The organism is Pseudomonas putida group bacterium ESBL64, from assembly GCF_045277175.1.
Lineage (GTDB): Bacteria > Pseudomonadota > Gammaproteobacteria > Pseudomonadales > Pseudomonadaceae > Aquipseudomonas > Aquipseudomonas alloputida.
On the sequence record NZ_CP145799.1, the window covers coordinates 2,928,376 to 2,943,416 of the forward strand.

Consider the following 15,041-nt stretch of genomic DNA (forward strand, 5'->3'; position numbering starts at 1 on the left):
GGAGCGGGTTTACCCGCGAATACGGTGGCGGCGGCAACGGTGAACGGCCGGTGGAAATTGGCCAGCAGGGCCGGCCTCTTCGCGGGTAAACCCGCTCCTACGACGGCCTTTCCCCAACCACCGATACGTGTGTAGGAGCGGGTTTACCCGCGAATACGGTGGCGGCGGCAATGGTGAACGTCGGATGGAAATTGGTCAGCAGGGCCGGCCCTTTCGCGGGTGAACCCGCTCCTACAACGGCCTGTGACCAACCGCCGATGCGTGTGTAGGAGCGGGTTTACCCGCGAAGAAGCCGGCCCTGCTGTCAGTGCAGCTCGAAGGTATCGGCATCCAGGTTGGCCGGGAACTTGGCCCGGTATGCCGCCAGTTCCGCCGCGCTCAATACTGCAGTGAACACCCCGTCCGCCTCCCCGGCACTAAGCAGGCTCTCACCCTGGAAATCCAGCACCTGGCTGTCACCAGAATAAGCAAAGCCTTTACCATCCGTGCCCACCCGGTTCACCGCCGCCACATAGCACAGGTTTTCGATGCCCCGCGCCGGCAGCAGGCGGTTCCAGTGCTGGCGACGCGCGGCCGGCCAGTTGGCGGTGTACAGCAGCAGGTCGGTGTCCTGGGCGTCACGGCTCCACACAGGGAAGCGCAGGTCGTAGCAGATCAGCGGGCGAATCCGCCAGCCCTTGACCTCGAACTGCACCTGCCGCTCGCCTGGGGTGTAATGTTTGTGCTCACCGGCCATGCGGAACAGGTGGCGCTTGTCGTAGTGCAGAATCTCGCCGTCCGGCCGCGCCCACAACAGGCGGTTGCGGTGGCTGCCATCGGCGGCCTGGATGATCACACTGCCGGTAATCACCGCGTTGTGCTTCTTGGCCTGTGCCTTCAGCCATTTGTAGGTCGGACCGTTCTCCGGCTCGCACAGGCTTTCCGATTGCATCGAAAAACCGGTGGTAAACATTTCCGGCAGGATCACCAGGTCGACCTCGCCCACCTGCTCCAGCAGCACCTCGAAGTGCGCATAGTTGGCCTCGCGGTCGTGCCAGGCCAAGGTGGTTTGCACCAGGGCGACTTTCAGGTTCGGCAGTGTACTCAGATCGCGCATAGTCTTTCCGCTGCCTGACGCAGCGTCTCCTCTCGTTTGGCAAAGCACAGGCGCACCAGGCGTTGCTCGGGGATGGGTTGCTGGTAGAACACCGATACCGGAATGGTTGCCACGCCATGTTCGCGGGTAAGCCACAGCGACATGTCGACATCGTTCAGGTCCGGACGGATTTGCGAATAGTCCACCAACTGGAAATAAGTGCCCGTCGTGCGGGTAAAGTTAAAACGCGAGCCGTCCAACAAACCGCAAAACAGATCGCGCTTGGCCTGGTAAAAGGCTGGCAACTCATCAATATGCTCGGGGTGCCCGGCCATGAAGTCGGCCAAGGCACACTGCAGCGGCGTCACGCCACAGAAATTGACGTACTGGTGCACTTTGCGCAGCTCGGCGCTCAGGGCAGGCGGCGCGATCACGTAACCGGTCTTCCAGCCGGTAACGTGGTACGTCTTGCCGAAGGAACTGACCACGAAGGCACGCGAGTACAACTGCTCATGGGCCAGCACACTGGCGTGGCGTACGCCGTCGTAGACCAGGTGCTCGTACACTTCATCGCTGACCAGGTAGATATCGCGGTCGGCAATAAGTGCGGCCAACTGGTCGAGGTCTTCGCGGGTGATCAACGCGCCGCTGGGGTTGTGTGGCGAGTTGAGGATGACCATGCGCGTGCGCGGGCTCAAAGCATCGCTGAATTTCTGCCAGTCGATACGGAAGTCGACGTCGCTCAACTGCACGTGTACACAGCGGCCCCCGGCCAGCTCCACGGACGGCTCGTAACTGTCGTAGCAGGGGTCGAAGACGATCACTTCGTCACCGGCATGCACCACCGCCTGGATGGCACAGAAAATAGCCTCGGTAGCGCCGGGGGTGATAGTCACTTCCTGATCGGCATCCACCCTGGCCCCATACAGCCGCTCGACCTTGGCCGCCACCTGCTGGCGCAAGGCCGGCAGGCCGGTCATCGGCGAATACTGGTTATGCCCGGCAGCCACGTGCCGGCCCACTGCATCGAGCAGGGCCTGCGGGCCATTGAAGTCAGGAAAGCCCTGGGACAGGTTGAGCGCGCCAGTCTGCACGGCGAGCTGGGACATGGTGGTGAAGATGGTCGTGCCGACATTCGGCAGTTTGCTGCGGATCATGGAGCCCTCTTTCCTGGGGTTTATCCGGCACGGGGTGGAGTCCGAGCATAGCGGATCGAGCGGTCAGGAAAAAGGTTGAAACAATAGGGGGATTGCTCTGGATCAAAGGGCGTCTGTGGGGGCAGCCTTGCCCGCCCCCACATGGCGCTGCTTAGCGTTTGTCGCGACGCTTCTTCTCGGCCTTCTTGTGGTGCGACATCAGGCGGCGTTTCTTGTTGACCTGGCGATCGGTAAGGGTGTTTTTCTTACCCTCGTACGGGTTCTCACCACCCTTGTACTCGATACGAATCGGCGTACCGACCAGCTTGAGCACCCGGCGATAGGTGTTTTCCAGGTAACGCGAGTACGACTTGGGAATGCTGTCGGTCTGGTTGCCGTGGATCACGATGAGCGGCGGGTTGGCACCGCCGAGGTGGGCATAGCGCAGCTTGATGCGGCGACCATTGACCATCGGCGGCTGGTGCTCGCTCACGGCATCTTCGAGGATCTGCGTCAGGCGGCTGGTCGGCCAGCGGGTGACCGCGGACTGGAACGCAGCCTGCACCGACTTGTACAAGTTGCCCACGCCCGTGCCATGCAGCGCAGAAATGAAGTGGATGTCAGCAAAATCGACGAAGAACAGCCGGCGCTCCAGCTCGGTCTTCACGTAGGCGCGCTCACCCGGCTCCATGCCATCCCACTTGTTCAGGGCAATGACGATGGCGCGACCGGCTTCAAGGGCAAAGCCCAGCAGGTTCAGGTCATGGTCGACCACACCTTCGCGGGCATCCATGACGAAGATGACGACGTTGGCGTCCTTGATCGCCTGCAGCGTCTTCACCACCGAGAACTTCTCGACTTCCTCGTGGATCTTGCCACGCTTGCGCACACCGGCGGTGTCGATGAAGGTGTACTTGTCACCATCACGCTCAAACGGGATGTAGATACTGTCACGGGTAGTACCCGGCTCGTCGTAGACCACCACACGCTCTTCGCCGAGCATGCGGTTGACCAGCGTCGACTTGCCAACGTTCGGGCGGCCGATGATGGCGATCTTGATGCCATCCTTCTCGCTTGGGCCAGGAATGCGCACAGCTTCCTCACCTTCAGCAACGTCCTGTTCGAGGGCTTCGTCTTCGGCATCACGCGGCAGGTGACCGAGCACGGCCTCCATCAAGGCGCTGATACCCCGGCCCTGGGAGCCTGCCACCGGAATGGCGTTGCCCATGCCCATTGGCGAGAATTCGGCGCGGGCAACGTCGGGGTCGATGTTGTCGATCTTGTTGGCAACCAGGATCGCGGCCTTGTTCCGCTTGCGCAGGTGCTCGGCGATCATCTGGTCTGCTGCGGTCATGCCCGCTCGGGCATCAACCAGGAACAGCACGTAGTCGGCTTCTTCGATGGCCATGAGCGACTGCTCGGCCATTTTTTCGTCCATGCCCACTTCGTCACCGGTGATACCACCGGTGTCAATCAGGATGAAGGAACGACCCTGCCAGCTGGCATCACCATACTGGCGGTCACGGGTCAGGCCCGACAGGTCACCGACGATGGCATCGCGGGTCTTGGTCAGGCGGTTGAACATGGTGGATTTGCCGACGTTCGGGCGGCCCACCAGGGCAATTACGGGAACCATCGGCTCTCCACTCTCGAATTCTTGAAAATGCAAAGGCCGCTGCAAGGCAGCGGCCGGAGTTTGGGCGGCGTGTCCTACGCCGCGGCTTGAAGCCCGCCAAGGCTTCAAGCATAGCTTCAGCGGATGGTCAGTGCCTCGAGCTTGCCGCTGTTGCCGAAGACATAGATGGTGTCGCCGACCACAAGTGGGCGGGCGCGCAGGCCATCGCTGTCGATACGCTCACGGCCGACGAAGCGGCCATCCACCTGGCTCAGCAGGTGCAGGTAACCTTCAAAGTCACCCACAGCCACGTAGCTGCTGAACACTTCAGGGGCGGTCAACTGGCGGCGAGCCATGCTGTCGTTGCTCCACAGGGCACTGGAAGAGCGCTCATCCACACCTTCCACGGTACCCGAGGCTTCGCTGACGTAGACGTTACCGAAGCCCTGAGCGACACCCACATAGCTGGAAGCATCGCGCTGCCACAGCTCGCGGCCGCTTTCCAGGTCCAGGCCCGCTACACGGCCCTGGTAGGTGCTGACGTACAGGGTACCACCAGACAGCAGCAAGCCGCCGTCGATATCAACCACACGGTCCAGCTCGGAACGGCCCTTCGGGATGGCCACGCGGCTTTCCCACACCGGCACACCGTTGTTGATGTCAACCGCGACCACTTTGCCGGTGGACAGGCCGGCAACCGCCAGGCGGTTGGTGGCGATCGGCGCACCGGTGCCACGCAGCGTCAGCACGGCCGGGGAGTTTTCGTAGATCCAACGGCGGTCGCCAGTGGCGGCATCCAGGCCGATCAGGCGGTCGTCCTGAGTCTGCACCACCACCACGTCACCGTTGTTGGCAGGTGGGGCCAGCACTTCGCTGGTCACGCGCGAGCGCCAACGCTCCTCACCGGTGCTGGAGTCCAGAGCAATGACTTCACCCTTGAGGGTACCGAGCATGACCAGGCCATAGCCTACGCCAACTGCACCGGAAACCTGCAGCTCCAGGTCCTTCTTCCACACCACGTCACCCGTGATGCGGTCGAGGGCGAAGACTTCGCCGTTGACGTCGGAAGCGTAGATACGGTCGTTCTCGATGGCCGGTACCAGGGTGTTGTAGGTTTCACCCTGGCCGTCACCGATCGAACGGCTCCACTGCTTCTTCAGCACCACTTCCTCGGTGAACTTGGTCAGCTCGGCCGGGGGCAGTTCCTTCTTGCTGTTGCTGCTGCAACCTGCGGCCAGTACGGCCAGGGTCAGCACTGCTGCATGTTTCCAACCGATCACTTACGCGTCCCCTTTAGCCAGGTCATCCAGCTTCAATTGCAGGCCACCGACCGCCGCGTCATCGGACAGCGCAGCCTTGGCTTTTTCGTAAGCGCTGTGTGCGTCGTCGGCGCGACCCAGCTGCACCAGCAGGTCACCCTTCAACTCTTCACGGCTGGCCAGGAAGGCTTTGTCGGCGTCGCCGTCGAGCAACTTGAGGGCATCCTCGGCCTTGTTCTGGGCTGCCAGTACGCGCGCCAGACGCTGACGCGAAATCTCGCCCAAGGTAACGTCGGCCGGTTTATCCAGCACGCTTTTCAGCTCGGCTGCGGCGTCATCGAGCTTGCCGCTGTCGACCGCGACCTTGGCCACGAACAGGCTGCCGTACTGGGCGTAAGCGGTGCCGCCAAACTCGCTCTTGAGCTTGCCGGCCAGTTCCGCGACCTTGGTGGCGTCCGGCTGGCCGGTCGGTGTCAGGCTGGTTTCAATCAGCGCCTGATACAACTGCGAGGCACCTTGCGACTGGTTGGTCTGGTACTTGTGCCAGGTATTCCAGCCCAACACCACCACGCCAGCCAGCAATGCACCGGTCAGCAGCGGCTTGCCGTTGCGGTTCCACCAGTCCTTGACCCCTGCCAGGTCATCATCATCGGTACTCGACACCCCAATACTCCTTTTCGCCTATTCGCTTGTTGAACCGCGTTACGCCTGCGCGATCGCGGTTTCCAGGTGCTCTGCAAGAGCATCCCAGGCAATGTTCTGTTGTTCGCCCTGGCCACGCAGGGGCTTCAAGCCGATCTCTTGCTTGGCCAGCTCGTCGTCGCCGAGGATCAGGGCGAACAGTGCACCGCTCTTGTCGGCCTTCTTGAACTGGCTCTTGAAGCTGCCACCCCCGGCGTTGACAGCCAGGCGCAGGCCCGGCAAACGGTCGCGCAAGCCTTCGGACAGGCGCAGGCCTGCCAGCTCCGCCTGCTCGCCAAAGGCGCACAGGTAAACGTCGATCTGGCGGCTGATGGACTCCGGCACCTTGCCCAAGGTTTCCAACAGCAGGATCAGGCGCTCAATGCCCATGGCGAAACCAACGCCAGTGGTCGGCTTGCCACCCATCTGTTCGACCAGGCCGTCGTAACGGCCACCCGCGCACACCGTGCCCTGGGCGCCGAGCTTGTCGGTTACCCACTCGAACACGGTCTTGCTGTAATAGTCCAGGCCACGTACCAGCTTGGTGTTGATCACGAACGGAATACCGGCTGCGTCCAGGCGGGCCTTGAGGCCTTCGAAGTGCACGCGCGACTCTTCGTCTAGGTAGTCTTCCAGCTTCGGCGCCCCGACCAACACCGCCTGGGTGTTCTGGTCTTTGCTGTCGAGGATGCGCAGCGGGTTGCTCTTCAGGCGGCGCTGGCTGTCTTCGTCCAGTTGCTCCAGCCGCGCCGAGAGGAACTCGACCAGCGCGTCACGGTAGCGTGCGCGGGCTTCACTGGTGCCCAGGCTGTTGAGTTCCAGCTTGACCGCGTCCTGAATGCCCAGCAGGCCCCACAGGCGCCAGGTCAGCATGATCAGCTCGGCATCGATGTCCGGGCCGTCCAGGTTGAACACTTCCACGCCAATCTGGTGGAACTGACGGTAGCGGCCCTTCTGTGGGCGCTCGTGGCGGAACATCTGGCCGATGTACCACAGCTTCTGCACCTGACCGTTGCCGGTGATGCCGTGCTCGAGCACCGCTCGCACGCAGGCCGCGGTGCCTTCAGGGCGCAGGGTCAGCGAATCACCGTTGCGGTCCTCGAAGGTGTACATCTCTTTTTCGACGATGTCGGTCACTTCACCGATCGAGCGTTTGAACAGCTCGGTGAACTCGACGATCGGCGTGCGGATCTGGCTGTACCCGTAGGTGTCCAGCAGCCCGGCCACGGTGCCTTCGAAGTAGCGCCACAGCGGCGACTGTTCTGGCAGGATGTCGTTCATGCCACGGATGGCTTGCAGCGATTTGCTCACGAAAAGTCCTTACGAATTCGGTGTGTCAGCCACGGGCGATCAGCGCCGCGTCAGCTTCGGCCTTTTCGGCCGCTTTCTGGCGGATGAGCTTTTCCAGCTCATCGACCAGGTTGTCATTGGTCAGTTTCTGCGCAGGCTTGCCGTCGATGTAGATCAGGTTCGGCGTGCCGCCGGTCAACCCGACATGGGCCTCCTTGGCTTCACCCGGGCCGTTGACCACGCAACCGATCACCGCCACATCCAGCGGCACCAGCAGGTCTTCCAGACGCCCTTCCAGCTCGTTCATGGTCTTGACCACATCGAAGTTCTGCCGCGAGCAGCTCGGGCAGGCGATGAAGTTGATGCCACGCGAACGCAGATGCAGCGACTTGAGGATGTCGTAGCCGACTTTCACTTCTTCGACCGGGTCGGCCGCCAGCGAGATGCGGATGGTATCGCCAATACCCTCGGCCAACAGCATACCGAGGCCGACGGCGGACTTCACCGTCCCCGAACGCAGGCCACCGGCTTCAGTGATGCCCAGGTGCAGCGGTTGTACGATCTGCTTGGCCAGCAGACGGTAGGCTTCGACAGCCATGAACACGTCCGAGGCCTTGACGCTGACCTTGAAGTCCTGGAAATCCAGGCGGTCGAGATGCTCGACGTGGCGCAGGGCCGACTCGACCAGTGCGGCCGGGGTCGGTTCGCCATACTTCTTCTGCAGGTCTTTTTCCAGCGAACCGGCGTTGACCCCGATACGAATCGGAATGCCGCGGTCGCGGGCGGCATCGACCACGGCGCGCACACGGTCTTCACGGCCGATGTTGCCCGGGTTGATCCGCAGGCAATCAACGCCCAGTTCGGCAACGCGCAGGGCGATCTTGTAGTCGAAATGGATGTCGGCGACCAGCGGCACGCTGACCCGTTGCTTGATCTTGCCAAACGCTTCGGCGGCGTCCATGTCCGGCACCGAGACGCGCACGATGTCCACGCCGGCGTCGACCAGACGCTGGATTTGCGCCACGGTAGCAGCGACATCGTTGGTGTCGGTGTTGGTCATGCTCTGCACCGCGATGGGCGCATCACCACCCACCGGCACATTGCCAACCCAGATTTTGCGGGATTCGCGACGTTTGATCGGAGATTCGCCGTGCATGACTTACTGTCCCAACTTCAGGCGAGCAGTCTCGCCACTGGTGAACGGGGCAACATCGACGGCCTGGCCGTTGTAGCTGACCTGGGCGCCCCGGGCAAAGCCCAGGCGTACCGCGAATGGCGGCTTGCCGGTCAGCTCGAGGTTGTCCCCCTTGCGCTTGATGGCGCTGAACAGCACCTTGCCGTTGCCGTCGCTGACCTGGGTCCAGCAATCGGCGGTGAACTGGATGGCGACCTTGGCGCTGCCAGCTGGCACCGCGGCAGGCTCGGCGGCCGCCACGGCCGGTGCAGGTGCAGGTGCAGGTGCAGCAGTGGCCTGTACCGGAGGAGTAACCGGTGCAGGCGAAGCAGCAGGTGCGGGTTGCACCGGCGCTTGCTGTGCTGGAGCAGGCGCTGCGGCAATGGCGGCCTCAGAGCTTACCGGTGCTTGTTCAGCGGCAGCAGGCTGCTCGGCAGCGCCCTGCTCCAGCGCCAGCGGCGCACTTTCAGCTTGCTGGCCAGCGGAAACGGCCTGGTCTTCAGGCTCATCGAGCGGGTGAATCTGTGTGGTGCCGTCGGCGCTTTCGACCTCGACATGCTCCAGGGCAATCTTGGCCAGGTCCTTGCCCCGCAGGCTGCCCTGGTCCTGCCACCAGAAAAAGCCACCACCGACCACAGCCACCAGCAACAGCAGGCTGACGCCGCGCAGGATGTTGTGCGACAGACGCACAGGCTCTTCGATACGGCCCAACGAATGCACGTCGCTGCCTTTGGCGTGGGTACCGGTGTAACGGTCGAAGGCGTCTACCAGGGCGGCCTGGTCGAGGTCCATCAGCTTGGCGTAGGCGCGAATGTAGCCACGAGCGAAAGTATGCCCGGGCAGCTTGTCGAAGGCGCCGGTTTCCACGTGGTTCAACGAACTGACAGTGAGGTTGAGCTTGCGGGCCACCTCGGCTTGAGACCAGTCCCGTTTCTCACGGGCCAGGCGCAAAAGCTCACCGGGGTTCTGGCCAGGCGCTACTGCTACTTCGGGGTGCGCGGCGTTCATCGTTGCTCCGACAGGTATTGCTGATATTCCGGCGTACCGGGATAAAGTCGTTGTAATTGCTGACCCAGTTCGGCCAGTGCGCCCTGCTCGTCGAACACCCTGGCAAGGCGGCTGCCCAGCAGCAGGCTACGGGCGTCGTGGTCGCTCAACTGGCTGAAACGATCGTAGTAGTCCCGGGCCGGCACATAATGCCTGTTTTCGTAGGACAACTCAGCCATTTCCAGCAACGCTTTTGGTTGCCGCTGGTTGAGTTGTAACGCTTTCAACAGATACGCGTGCGCCTGATCGCGGCGTTCGAGCTTCAGGGCGGTCAGGCCCAGATTCTCGTACACGCGTGAGCGCTCAGGATACAGGGTATCGGCACTGGCCAGGCGAAACATCTGCTTGGCCTCGGCAAATCGCCCCTGAGCATAAAGGAAACTGCCGTAATTGTTGCGAATTCGCGTGTCACCGCGGCTTATCAGCAAGGCCTTGCGAAAGTGTGCTTCGGCCAGCGCCGGCTCGCCTTCGGCTTGAAACACTACCGCCAGGGCGGCGTGCGCATCGACATCCTGGTCATTCAGCGCCAGGGCCTTTCCCAGCGGCGCCTTGGCCTGTTCAGTCAAACCTTGTTGCAAATAACCCAAGCCAAGCTGCACATAAGCCCGCCCCGCCTCCACCCTGCCCTGGCGGCTGGCCAAGGGGTCGCTCGCGCCGCCCGACACGCAGCCGGCCAGCAGCGAAAGCGCAAGGATCGACAGCGCGGCGCGCAGGCTCATGGGCAAGGTACCTGTCAGTGGCTGGCGGCGCTGTCTGGCAGTTCGACGTCCGCAGAAAGCTGGCGAACAGCGATGTAGCGCTCACTGCGGCGAGTGCGGTCATTGACCTGGCCGACCAGCTGGCCACAGGCAGCGTCGATGTCGTCGCCGCGCGTGGTACGGGTGGTGACGTTGAAGCCACCGTGGTGCAGCAGGTCCTGGAAGCGACGAATGGCGTTGTTGCTCGGTCGCTCGTAGCCCGAATGCGGGAACGGGTTGAACGGGATCAGGTTGATCTTGCAGGGTACATCGCGCAACAGTTCGATCATCTGCGCGGCATGCTCGGGCTGGTCGTTGACGTCCTTGAGCAGGGTGTACTCGACGGTGAGCACGCGCTTGCCGCCCAAGGTGGACATGTAGCCCATGCACGATTCCAGCAGCATCTTCAGCGGGTACTTCTTGTTGATCGGTACCAGCTTGTTGCGCAGTTCGTCGTTCGGCGCATGCAGCGACAGGGCCAGCGACACGTCGATGTGCTTGGCGAGTTCGTCAATCATCGGCACCACGCCCGAGGTGGACAAGGTGACACGGCGCTTGGAAATGCCATAGCCAAGGTCATCCATCATGATTTTCATGGCGGCAATGACGTTGTCGAAGTTCAGCAAGGGCTCGCCCATGCCCATCATGACCACGTTGGTAATCGCGCGGTCGACTTTGGCAGGAACGGTCCCGAAGGATTTGTTGGCAAGCCACACCTGGCCGATCACTTCGGCGGCAGTGAGGTTGCTGTTGAAGCCTTGCTTGCCGGTGGAGCAGAAGCTGCAGTCCAGGGCACAGCCGGCTTGCGACGATACGCACAGGGTGCCACGGTCGTCGGTTGGAATATAGACGGTCTCGACGCAGCTGCCGGAGGCAACGCGGATCACCCATTTACGGGTGCCGTCGGCGGAAATGTCTTCACTGACCACTTCCGGTGGGCGTATTTCGGCAACGGCCTCGAGCTTTTCGCGCAAGACCTTGCCTACGTTGGTCATGGCCGCAAAGTCGGACACGCCAAAATGGTGAATCCATTTCATCACCTGGCCGGCACGGAAGCGCTTCTCCCCGATAGAGTCGAAGAATTGTTCCATTTCCGGCTGGGTCAGACCCAACAGGTTGATTTTGCCAGTAGATGTCGTCATGGATTCACCCTCACCCGTAAGCTTTCGCTTAGCGAGTGGTTACCTCGGTAGCAGCGAAGAAGTAAGCGATTTCGCGAGCAGCAGCAGCTTCGGAGTCCGAACCGTGAACGGCGTTGGCGTCGATCGACTCGGCGAAGTCAGCGCGGATGGTGCCGGCAGCAGCTTCTTTAGGGTTGGTAGCACCCATCAGCTCACGGTTCTTGGCAATGGCGTTCTCGCCTTCCAGAACCTGGACAACGACCGGACCGGAAGTCATGAAGGCAACCAGGTCACCGAAGAAGCCGCGCTCGCTGTGCTCAGCGTAGAAGCCTTCGGCTTCGGCTTTGGACAGTTGCTTCATTTTCGAGGCAACGATTTTCAGGCCGGCTTCTTCGAAGCGAGTGGTGATCTTGCCGATGACGTTTTTGGCAACTGCGTCAGGCTTGATGATGGAGAAAGTACGTTGAACAGCCATGGAAAACTCCAGAATATGAGTGTTACGAAAAATTAAACCCGCGAATTATACGCGGGTTCCGGGGGATTGCCTAACCTGCAAGTGACGCTTAGTCGGCTTCGTCGATCCAGGCGGCCTGGATTGCCTCGAGCACTTTCTCACCGCCGCGTGACGGATCGTCGCTGAACTCTGGCAATGCCAGCACCCAGCGGTGCAGGTCCACGAAATTCACATAACGAGGATCGACCTCAGGCTTGCTTTCTGCAAGCTGGATTGCGATCTCAAGTACATCAACCCATTTCAGACTCATGTACAGGCCCTCAGTGCGGTGCTTCGGCAGCATGGTTGAGCGAATACTTGGGGATCTCGATGGTCAGGTCTTCGTCAGCGACGAAAACCTGACAACCAAGGCGCGATTGCGCTTCCAGGCCCCAGGCTTTGTCCAGCATGTCCTCTTCCAGCTCGTCAGCCTCTTCGAGCGAATCGAAGCCCTTGCGCACGATGCAGTGGCAAGTGGTACAGGCCTTGACGCCGCCGCAGGCACTTTCCATCTCGATGTGATGGTCGTGGGCCAGCTCCAGGATGTTGGTCCCGGGCTTGACCTCCACGGTCAGCCCCTCGGGGCAGAACTTCTCATGCGGCAGGAATGTCACCAGCGGCATCGATTACTCCTCGATCTCATTCAGGTTGCGCCCGGCCAGTGCGGCTTTGACCGTCGAATCAAGGCGACGGGCGGCAAATGCATCGGTCACCTGCGACAGACGCTTGGTCTGTTGCTCGATGGCTGCGCCATCGGTGCCGGTCAGCAAATCACGTAGTTCTTGCATCTGGAATTCGATGGCGTCGCGCTCGTCACTGCTGAGCAGGCGCTCGCCGTCGGCGTCCAGGGCGCCCTGTACCGCCTCGAGCAGCCGCTCGCCATCTACCTGATGCTCACGCAACTGGCGGGCGTGCTTGTCGGAACCGGCGTTTTCGAAGGAGTCCTTGAGCATGCGGGCGATTTCGCCGTCGGTCAGGCCGTAGGACGGCTTGACCTGAATGCTGGCTTCAACGCCCGAACCCAGCTCGCGGGCAGCGACGCTGAGCAGGCCATCGGCATCCACCTGGAAGGTGACGCGGATTTTCGCAGCACCGGCAACCATGGCCGGAATGCCGCGCAGCTCGAAGCGGGCCAGCGAACGGCAGTCACTGATCAGCTCGCGCTCGCCCTGCAGGACGTGGATCATCATGGCCGACTGGCCGTCTTTGTACGTGGTGAATTCCTGAGCACGCGCCACCGGAATGGTGGTGTTACGCGGGATCACTTTCTCCATCAGCCCGCCCATGGTCTCAAGACCAAGCGACAGCGGGATGACATCGAGCAGCAGCAGCTCGCCACCTTCGCGGCGGTTGCCGGCCAAGGTGTCAGCCTGGATGGCGGCACCGATGGCCACCACCTGGTCTGGGTCGATCGAGGTCAGCGGGGTGCGCCCGAACAGTGCACCGACGGCCTCACGCACACGCGGCACGCGGGTAGAACCACCGACCATGACTACGGCGCTGACCTCTTCCAGCTCAACACCACTGTCGCGCACCGCACGGCGGCAAGCCTTCAGGCTGCGGGCAACCAATGGTTCGATCATGGCTTCGAAGGCGCTGCGGGTCAGCTCACCGTGCCAGGCACCGTGGCTGACGTTGACCACGTCAGCGTCGGTCAGGGCCTCCTTGGCGGCGCAAGCGGTTTGCAGCAGCGCGCGCTGGGTAGCCGGGTCGAGGTCAGACGACAAACCCGCCTGTTCGATGATCCAGCCGGCAATAGTGTGGTCGAAGTCATCCCCCCCAAGGGCGGTATCACCCCCGGTGGCCAGCACTTCGAATACGCCAGCGGTCAGGCGCAGGATGGAAATATCGAAAGTACCGCCGCCCAGATCATAGATGGCCACCACGCCTTCGGCGTTCTGGTCCAGGCCGTAGGCTACGGCGGCCGCAGTCGGTTCGTTGAGCAGGCGCAGCACGTTCAGGCCGGCCAGACGCGCAGCATCTTTGGTAGCCTGACGCTGGGCGTCATCGAAATAGGCCGGCACGGTGATCACCGCGCCTACCAGCTCGCCACCCAAGGTAGCTTCGGCACGTTCGCGCAACACCTTCAGGATGTCGGCAGACACTTCCACCGGGCTTTTCGGCCCCAGCACGGTGTCGATGAACGGCATGTGCGACTCACCGCCAACGAAGCGGTACGGCAATTGCTCGCCCAGTTGCTTGACGTCGGCCAGGCCGCGCCCCATCAGGCGCTTGACCGACAGCACAGTGTTCAGCGGGTCGCTGGAGGCGGCGTCACGCGCAGCCTGCCCCACTTCGATACGCCCGTCGAGGTAGCGCACCGCGGACGGCAGAATGACGTTGCCCTGCGCGTCGGGCAGGGGCTCGCTGCGGCCGCTACGCAGTGCAGCGACCAGAGAGTTGGTGGTACCCAGGTCGATCCCCACCGCCAGGCGACGCTGGTGAGGCTGAGGGCTTTGACCGGGTTCGGCAATCTGCAGTAGGGCCATGCTTATCTGAATACCTTAGGTGTCATCACGGGCAACACCGGGTTAATCGTCGAGGCGCTCTTCCAGTTGGCGCACTTCTTGGGCGAGCTTGTCGAGGAACTGCATGCGGCGCATCAGGCGCTCGGCCTTGTCGCGCTCGCCTGGGGCATCCCAGCAGGCCGCAAAGTCCTCGTTCAGCGTGTCCTGGGCAGCCTTGAGGCGCTTCTTGAACACGCCGACACCATCAAGGTCGGCTTCGTCCTGCAACTCCTCGAGCTCTTCACGCCACTGCATCTGCTGCAGCAGGAAGTCAGGATCGTGGACCGTGACTTCCTGGGGCACTTCGTGGCCGCTGATGGCCAGCAGGTAGCGCGCGCGACGCGGCGCACTGCGCAGCGTCTGGTAAGCGTCGTTGAGGGCCGCGGATTTTTCCAGCGCTATACGCTGCTCGCGCTCGGAGGCGTCGGCAAAGCGGTCAGGATGGACTTCGCGGGCCAGCTCGCGATAGCGAGTGGCCAGCTTGTCGAGATCCAGACGGAAGCTTGGCTGGAGGTCAAACAATGCGTAATGACAAGGAGTACCCACAGCCAGCCTCAAACGTTGAAGCTTTCGCCGCAGCCACACTCACCGCGCACGTTGGGGTTGTTGAACTTGAAGCCCTCGTTCAACCCTTCCTTGACGAAATCCAGTTCGGTGCCATCGAGGTAGACCAGGCTCTTGGGATCGATGATCACCTTGACGCCATGGTTTTCGAACACCTGGTCTTCGTCCGCCAGTTCGTCGACGAATTCCAGCACGTAGGCCAGACCCGAGCAACCGGTGGTGCGCACGCCCAGGCGAATGCCCTCACCTTTGCCGCGCCCGTCGAGGGAGCGGCGAATGTGGTTGGCGGCGGCTTCTGTCATGCTGATAGCCATCAGAACTCCTTACCTTGCAACAGGCGAC

The 15,041-nt window shown here is 62.1% G+C and carries 16 protein-coding genes; all 16 read right to left on the reverse strand.

Going from position 1 to position 15,041, the window contains the following annotated elements:
- Positions 1 to 304 precede the first annotated feature (304 nt).
- Positions 305 to 1,096, reverse strand: coding sequence for an amidohydrolase (locus tag V6093_RS13345; RefSeq protein WP_003248510.1), 792 nt, complete (start codon positions 1,094 to 1,096; stop codon positions 305 to 307).
- Positions 1,084 to 2,232: a pyridoxal phosphate-dependent aminotransferase gene (locus tag V6093_RS13350; RefSeq protein ID WP_047603290.1), complete on the reverse strand. Its 1,149-nt coding sequence runs from the start codon at positions 2,230 to 2,232 to the stop codon at positions 1,084 to 1,086. Before V6093_RS13350 ends, V6093_RS13345 begins: the two co-directional genes overlap by 13 nt.
- A gap of 151 nt (positions 2,233 to 2,383) precedes the next feature.
- A complete protein-coding gene (gene der / locus V6093_RS13355) occupies positions 2,384 to 3,847 on the reverse strand; it encodes a ribosome biogenesis GTPase Der (protein WP_003248512.1) in 1,464 nt (487 codons plus the stop codon).
- A gap of 116 nt (positions 3,848 to 3,963) precedes the next feature.
- Complete coding sequence (gene bamB / locus V6093_RS13360) at positions 3,964 to 5,106, reverse strand: outer membrane protein assembly factor BamB (RefSeq protein WP_003248513.1); 1,143 nt, start codon at positions 5,104 to 5,106, stop codon at positions 3,964 to 3,966.
- Complete coding sequence (locus V6093_RS13365; protein WP_003248514.1) at positions 5,107 to 5,748, reverse strand: tetratricopeptide repeat protein; 642 nt, start codon at positions 5,746 to 5,748, stop codon at positions 5,107 to 5,109.
- A gap of 39 nt (positions 5,749 to 5,787) precedes the next feature.
- Complete coding sequence (hisS, locus tag V6093_RS13370) at positions 5,788 to 7,077, reverse strand: histidine--tRNA ligase (RefSeq protein WP_003248516.1); 1,290 nt, start codon at positions 7,075 to 7,077, stop codon at positions 5,788 to 5,790.
- A gap of 25 nt (positions 7,078 to 7,102) precedes the next feature.
- Positions 7,103 to 8,212: a flavodoxin-dependent (E)-4-hydroxy-3-methylbut-2-enyl-diphosphate synthase gene (gene ispG, locus V6093_RS13375; RefSeq protein ID WP_010952070.1), complete on the reverse strand. Its 1,110-nt coding sequence runs from the start codon at positions 8,210 to 8,212 to the stop codon at positions 7,103 to 7,105.
- Between the two features lie 3 nt (positions 8,213 to 8,215).
- Entirely contained in the window at positions 8,216 to 9,238 is a 1,023-nt protein-coding gene (locus tag V6093_RS13380) for a RodZ domain-containing protein (protein ID WP_406669817.1), read from the reverse strand.
- A complete protein-coding gene (gene pilW, locus V6093_RS13385) occupies positions 9,235 to 9,996 on the reverse strand; it encodes a type IV pilus biogenesis/stability protein PilW (RefSeq protein ID WP_014861260.1) in 762 nt (253 codons plus the stop codon). Before pilW ends, V6093_RS13380 begins: the two co-directional genes overlap by 4 nt.
- A 14-nt stretch (positions 9,997 to 10,010) precedes the next feature.
- Entirely contained in the window at positions 10,011 to 11,156 is a 1,146-nt protein-coding gene (rlmN, locus tag V6093_RS13390; protein ID WP_003248524.1) for a 23S rRNA (adenine(2503)-C(2))-methyltransferase RlmN, read from the reverse strand.
- Between the two features lie 28 nt (positions 11,157 to 11,184).
- The gene (ndk, locus tag V6093_RS13395; RefSeq protein WP_003248526.1) at positions 11,185 to 11,610 is read right to left on the reverse strand and encodes a nucleoside-diphosphate kinase; all 426 of its coding nucleotides are present in this window, start codon (positions 11,608 to 11,610) and stop codon (positions 11,185 to 11,187) included.
- Between the two features lie 88 nt (positions 11,611 to 11,698).
- Entirely contained in the window at positions 11,699 to 11,899 is a 201-nt protein-coding gene (gene iscX, locus V6093_RS13400) for a Fe-S cluster assembly protein IscX (RefSeq protein ID WP_003248529.1), read from the reverse strand.
- Positions 11,900 to 11,909: 10 nt separating this feature from the next.
- The gene (gene fdx / locus V6093_RS13405) at positions 11,910 to 12,251 is read right to left on the reverse strand and encodes an ISC system 2Fe-2S type ferredoxin (protein ID WP_003248531.1); all 342 of its coding nucleotides are present in this window, start codon (positions 12,249 to 12,251) and stop codon (positions 11,910 to 11,912) included.
- A 3-nt stretch (positions 12,252 to 12,254) separates the two neighbouring features.
- Positions 12,255 to 14,117 carry a Fe-S protein assembly chaperone HscA gene (gene hscA / locus V6093_RS13410; RefSeq protein ID WP_108078298.1) on the reverse strand — a complete coding sequence of 621 codons (1,863 nt, stop codon included), beginning with the start codon at positions 14,115 to 14,117 and terminating at the stop codon, positions 12,255 to 12,257.
- A 42-nt stretch (positions 14,118 to 14,159) separates the two neighbouring features.
- On the reverse strand, positions 14,160 to 14,681 hold the full coding sequence (hscB, locus tag V6093_RS13415) for a co-chaperone HscB (RefSeq protein WP_070096330.1): 522 nt from the start codon (positions 14,679 to 14,681) through the stop codon (positions 14,160 to 14,162).
- Positions 14,682 to 14,689: 8 nt separating this feature from the next.
- Positions 14,690 to 15,013 carry an iron-sulfur cluster assembly protein IscA gene (gene iscA / locus V6093_RS13420; RefSeq protein WP_003248536.1) on the reverse strand — a complete coding sequence of 108 codons (324 nt, stop codon included), beginning with the start codon at positions 15,011 to 15,013 and terminating at the stop codon, positions 14,690 to 14,692.
- Between the last annotated feature and the right edge of the window lie 28 nt (positions 15,014 to 15,041).

Coding starts and splice junctions, on each gene's coding strand:
- V6093_RS13345 (WP_003248510.1), bottom strand. CDS start 1,096: ATGCGCGATCTGAGTACACTGCCGAACCTGAAAGTCGCCCTGGTGCAA.
- V6093_RS13350 (WP_047603290.1), bottom strand. CDS start 2,232: ATGATCCGCAGCAAACTGCCGAATGTCGGCACGACCATCTTCACCACC.
- der (WP_003248512.1), bottom strand. CDS start 3,847: ATGGTTCCCGTAATTGCCCTGGTGGGCCGCCCGAACGTCGGCAAATCC.
- ispG (WP_010952070.1), bottom strand. CDS start 8,212: ATGCACGGCGAATCTCCGATCAAACGTCGCGAATCCCGCAAAATCTGG.
- V6093_RS13380 (WP_406669817.1), bottom strand. CDS start 9,238: ATGAACGCCGCGCACCCCGAAGTAGCAGTAGCGCCTGGCCAGAACCCC.
- pilW (WP_014861260.1), bottom strand. CDS start 9,996: ATGAGCCTGCGCGCCGCGCTGTCGATCCTTGCGCTTTCGCTGCTGGCC.
- rlmN (WP_003248524.1), bottom strand. CDS start 11,156: ATGACGACATCTACTGGCAAAATCAACCTGTTGGGTCTGACCCAGCCG.
- ndk (WP_003248526.1), bottom strand. CDS start 11,610: ATGGCTGTTCAACGTACTTTCTCCATCATCAAGCCTGACGCAGTTGCC.
- iscX (WP_003248529.1), bottom strand. CDS start 11,899: ATGAGTCTGAAATGGGTTGATGTACTTGAGATCGCAATCCAGCTTGCA.
- fdx (WP_003248531.1), bottom strand. CDS start 12,251: ATGCCGCTGGTGACATTCCTGCCGCATGAGAAGTTCTGCCCCGAGGGG.
- hscA (WP_108078298.1), bottom strand. CDS start 14,117: ATGGCCCTACTGCAGATTGCCGAACCCGGTCAAAGCCCTCAGCCTCAC.
- iscA (WP_003248536.1), bottom strand. CDS start 15,013: ATGGCTATCAGCATGACAGAAGCCGCCGCCAACCACATTCGCCGCTCC.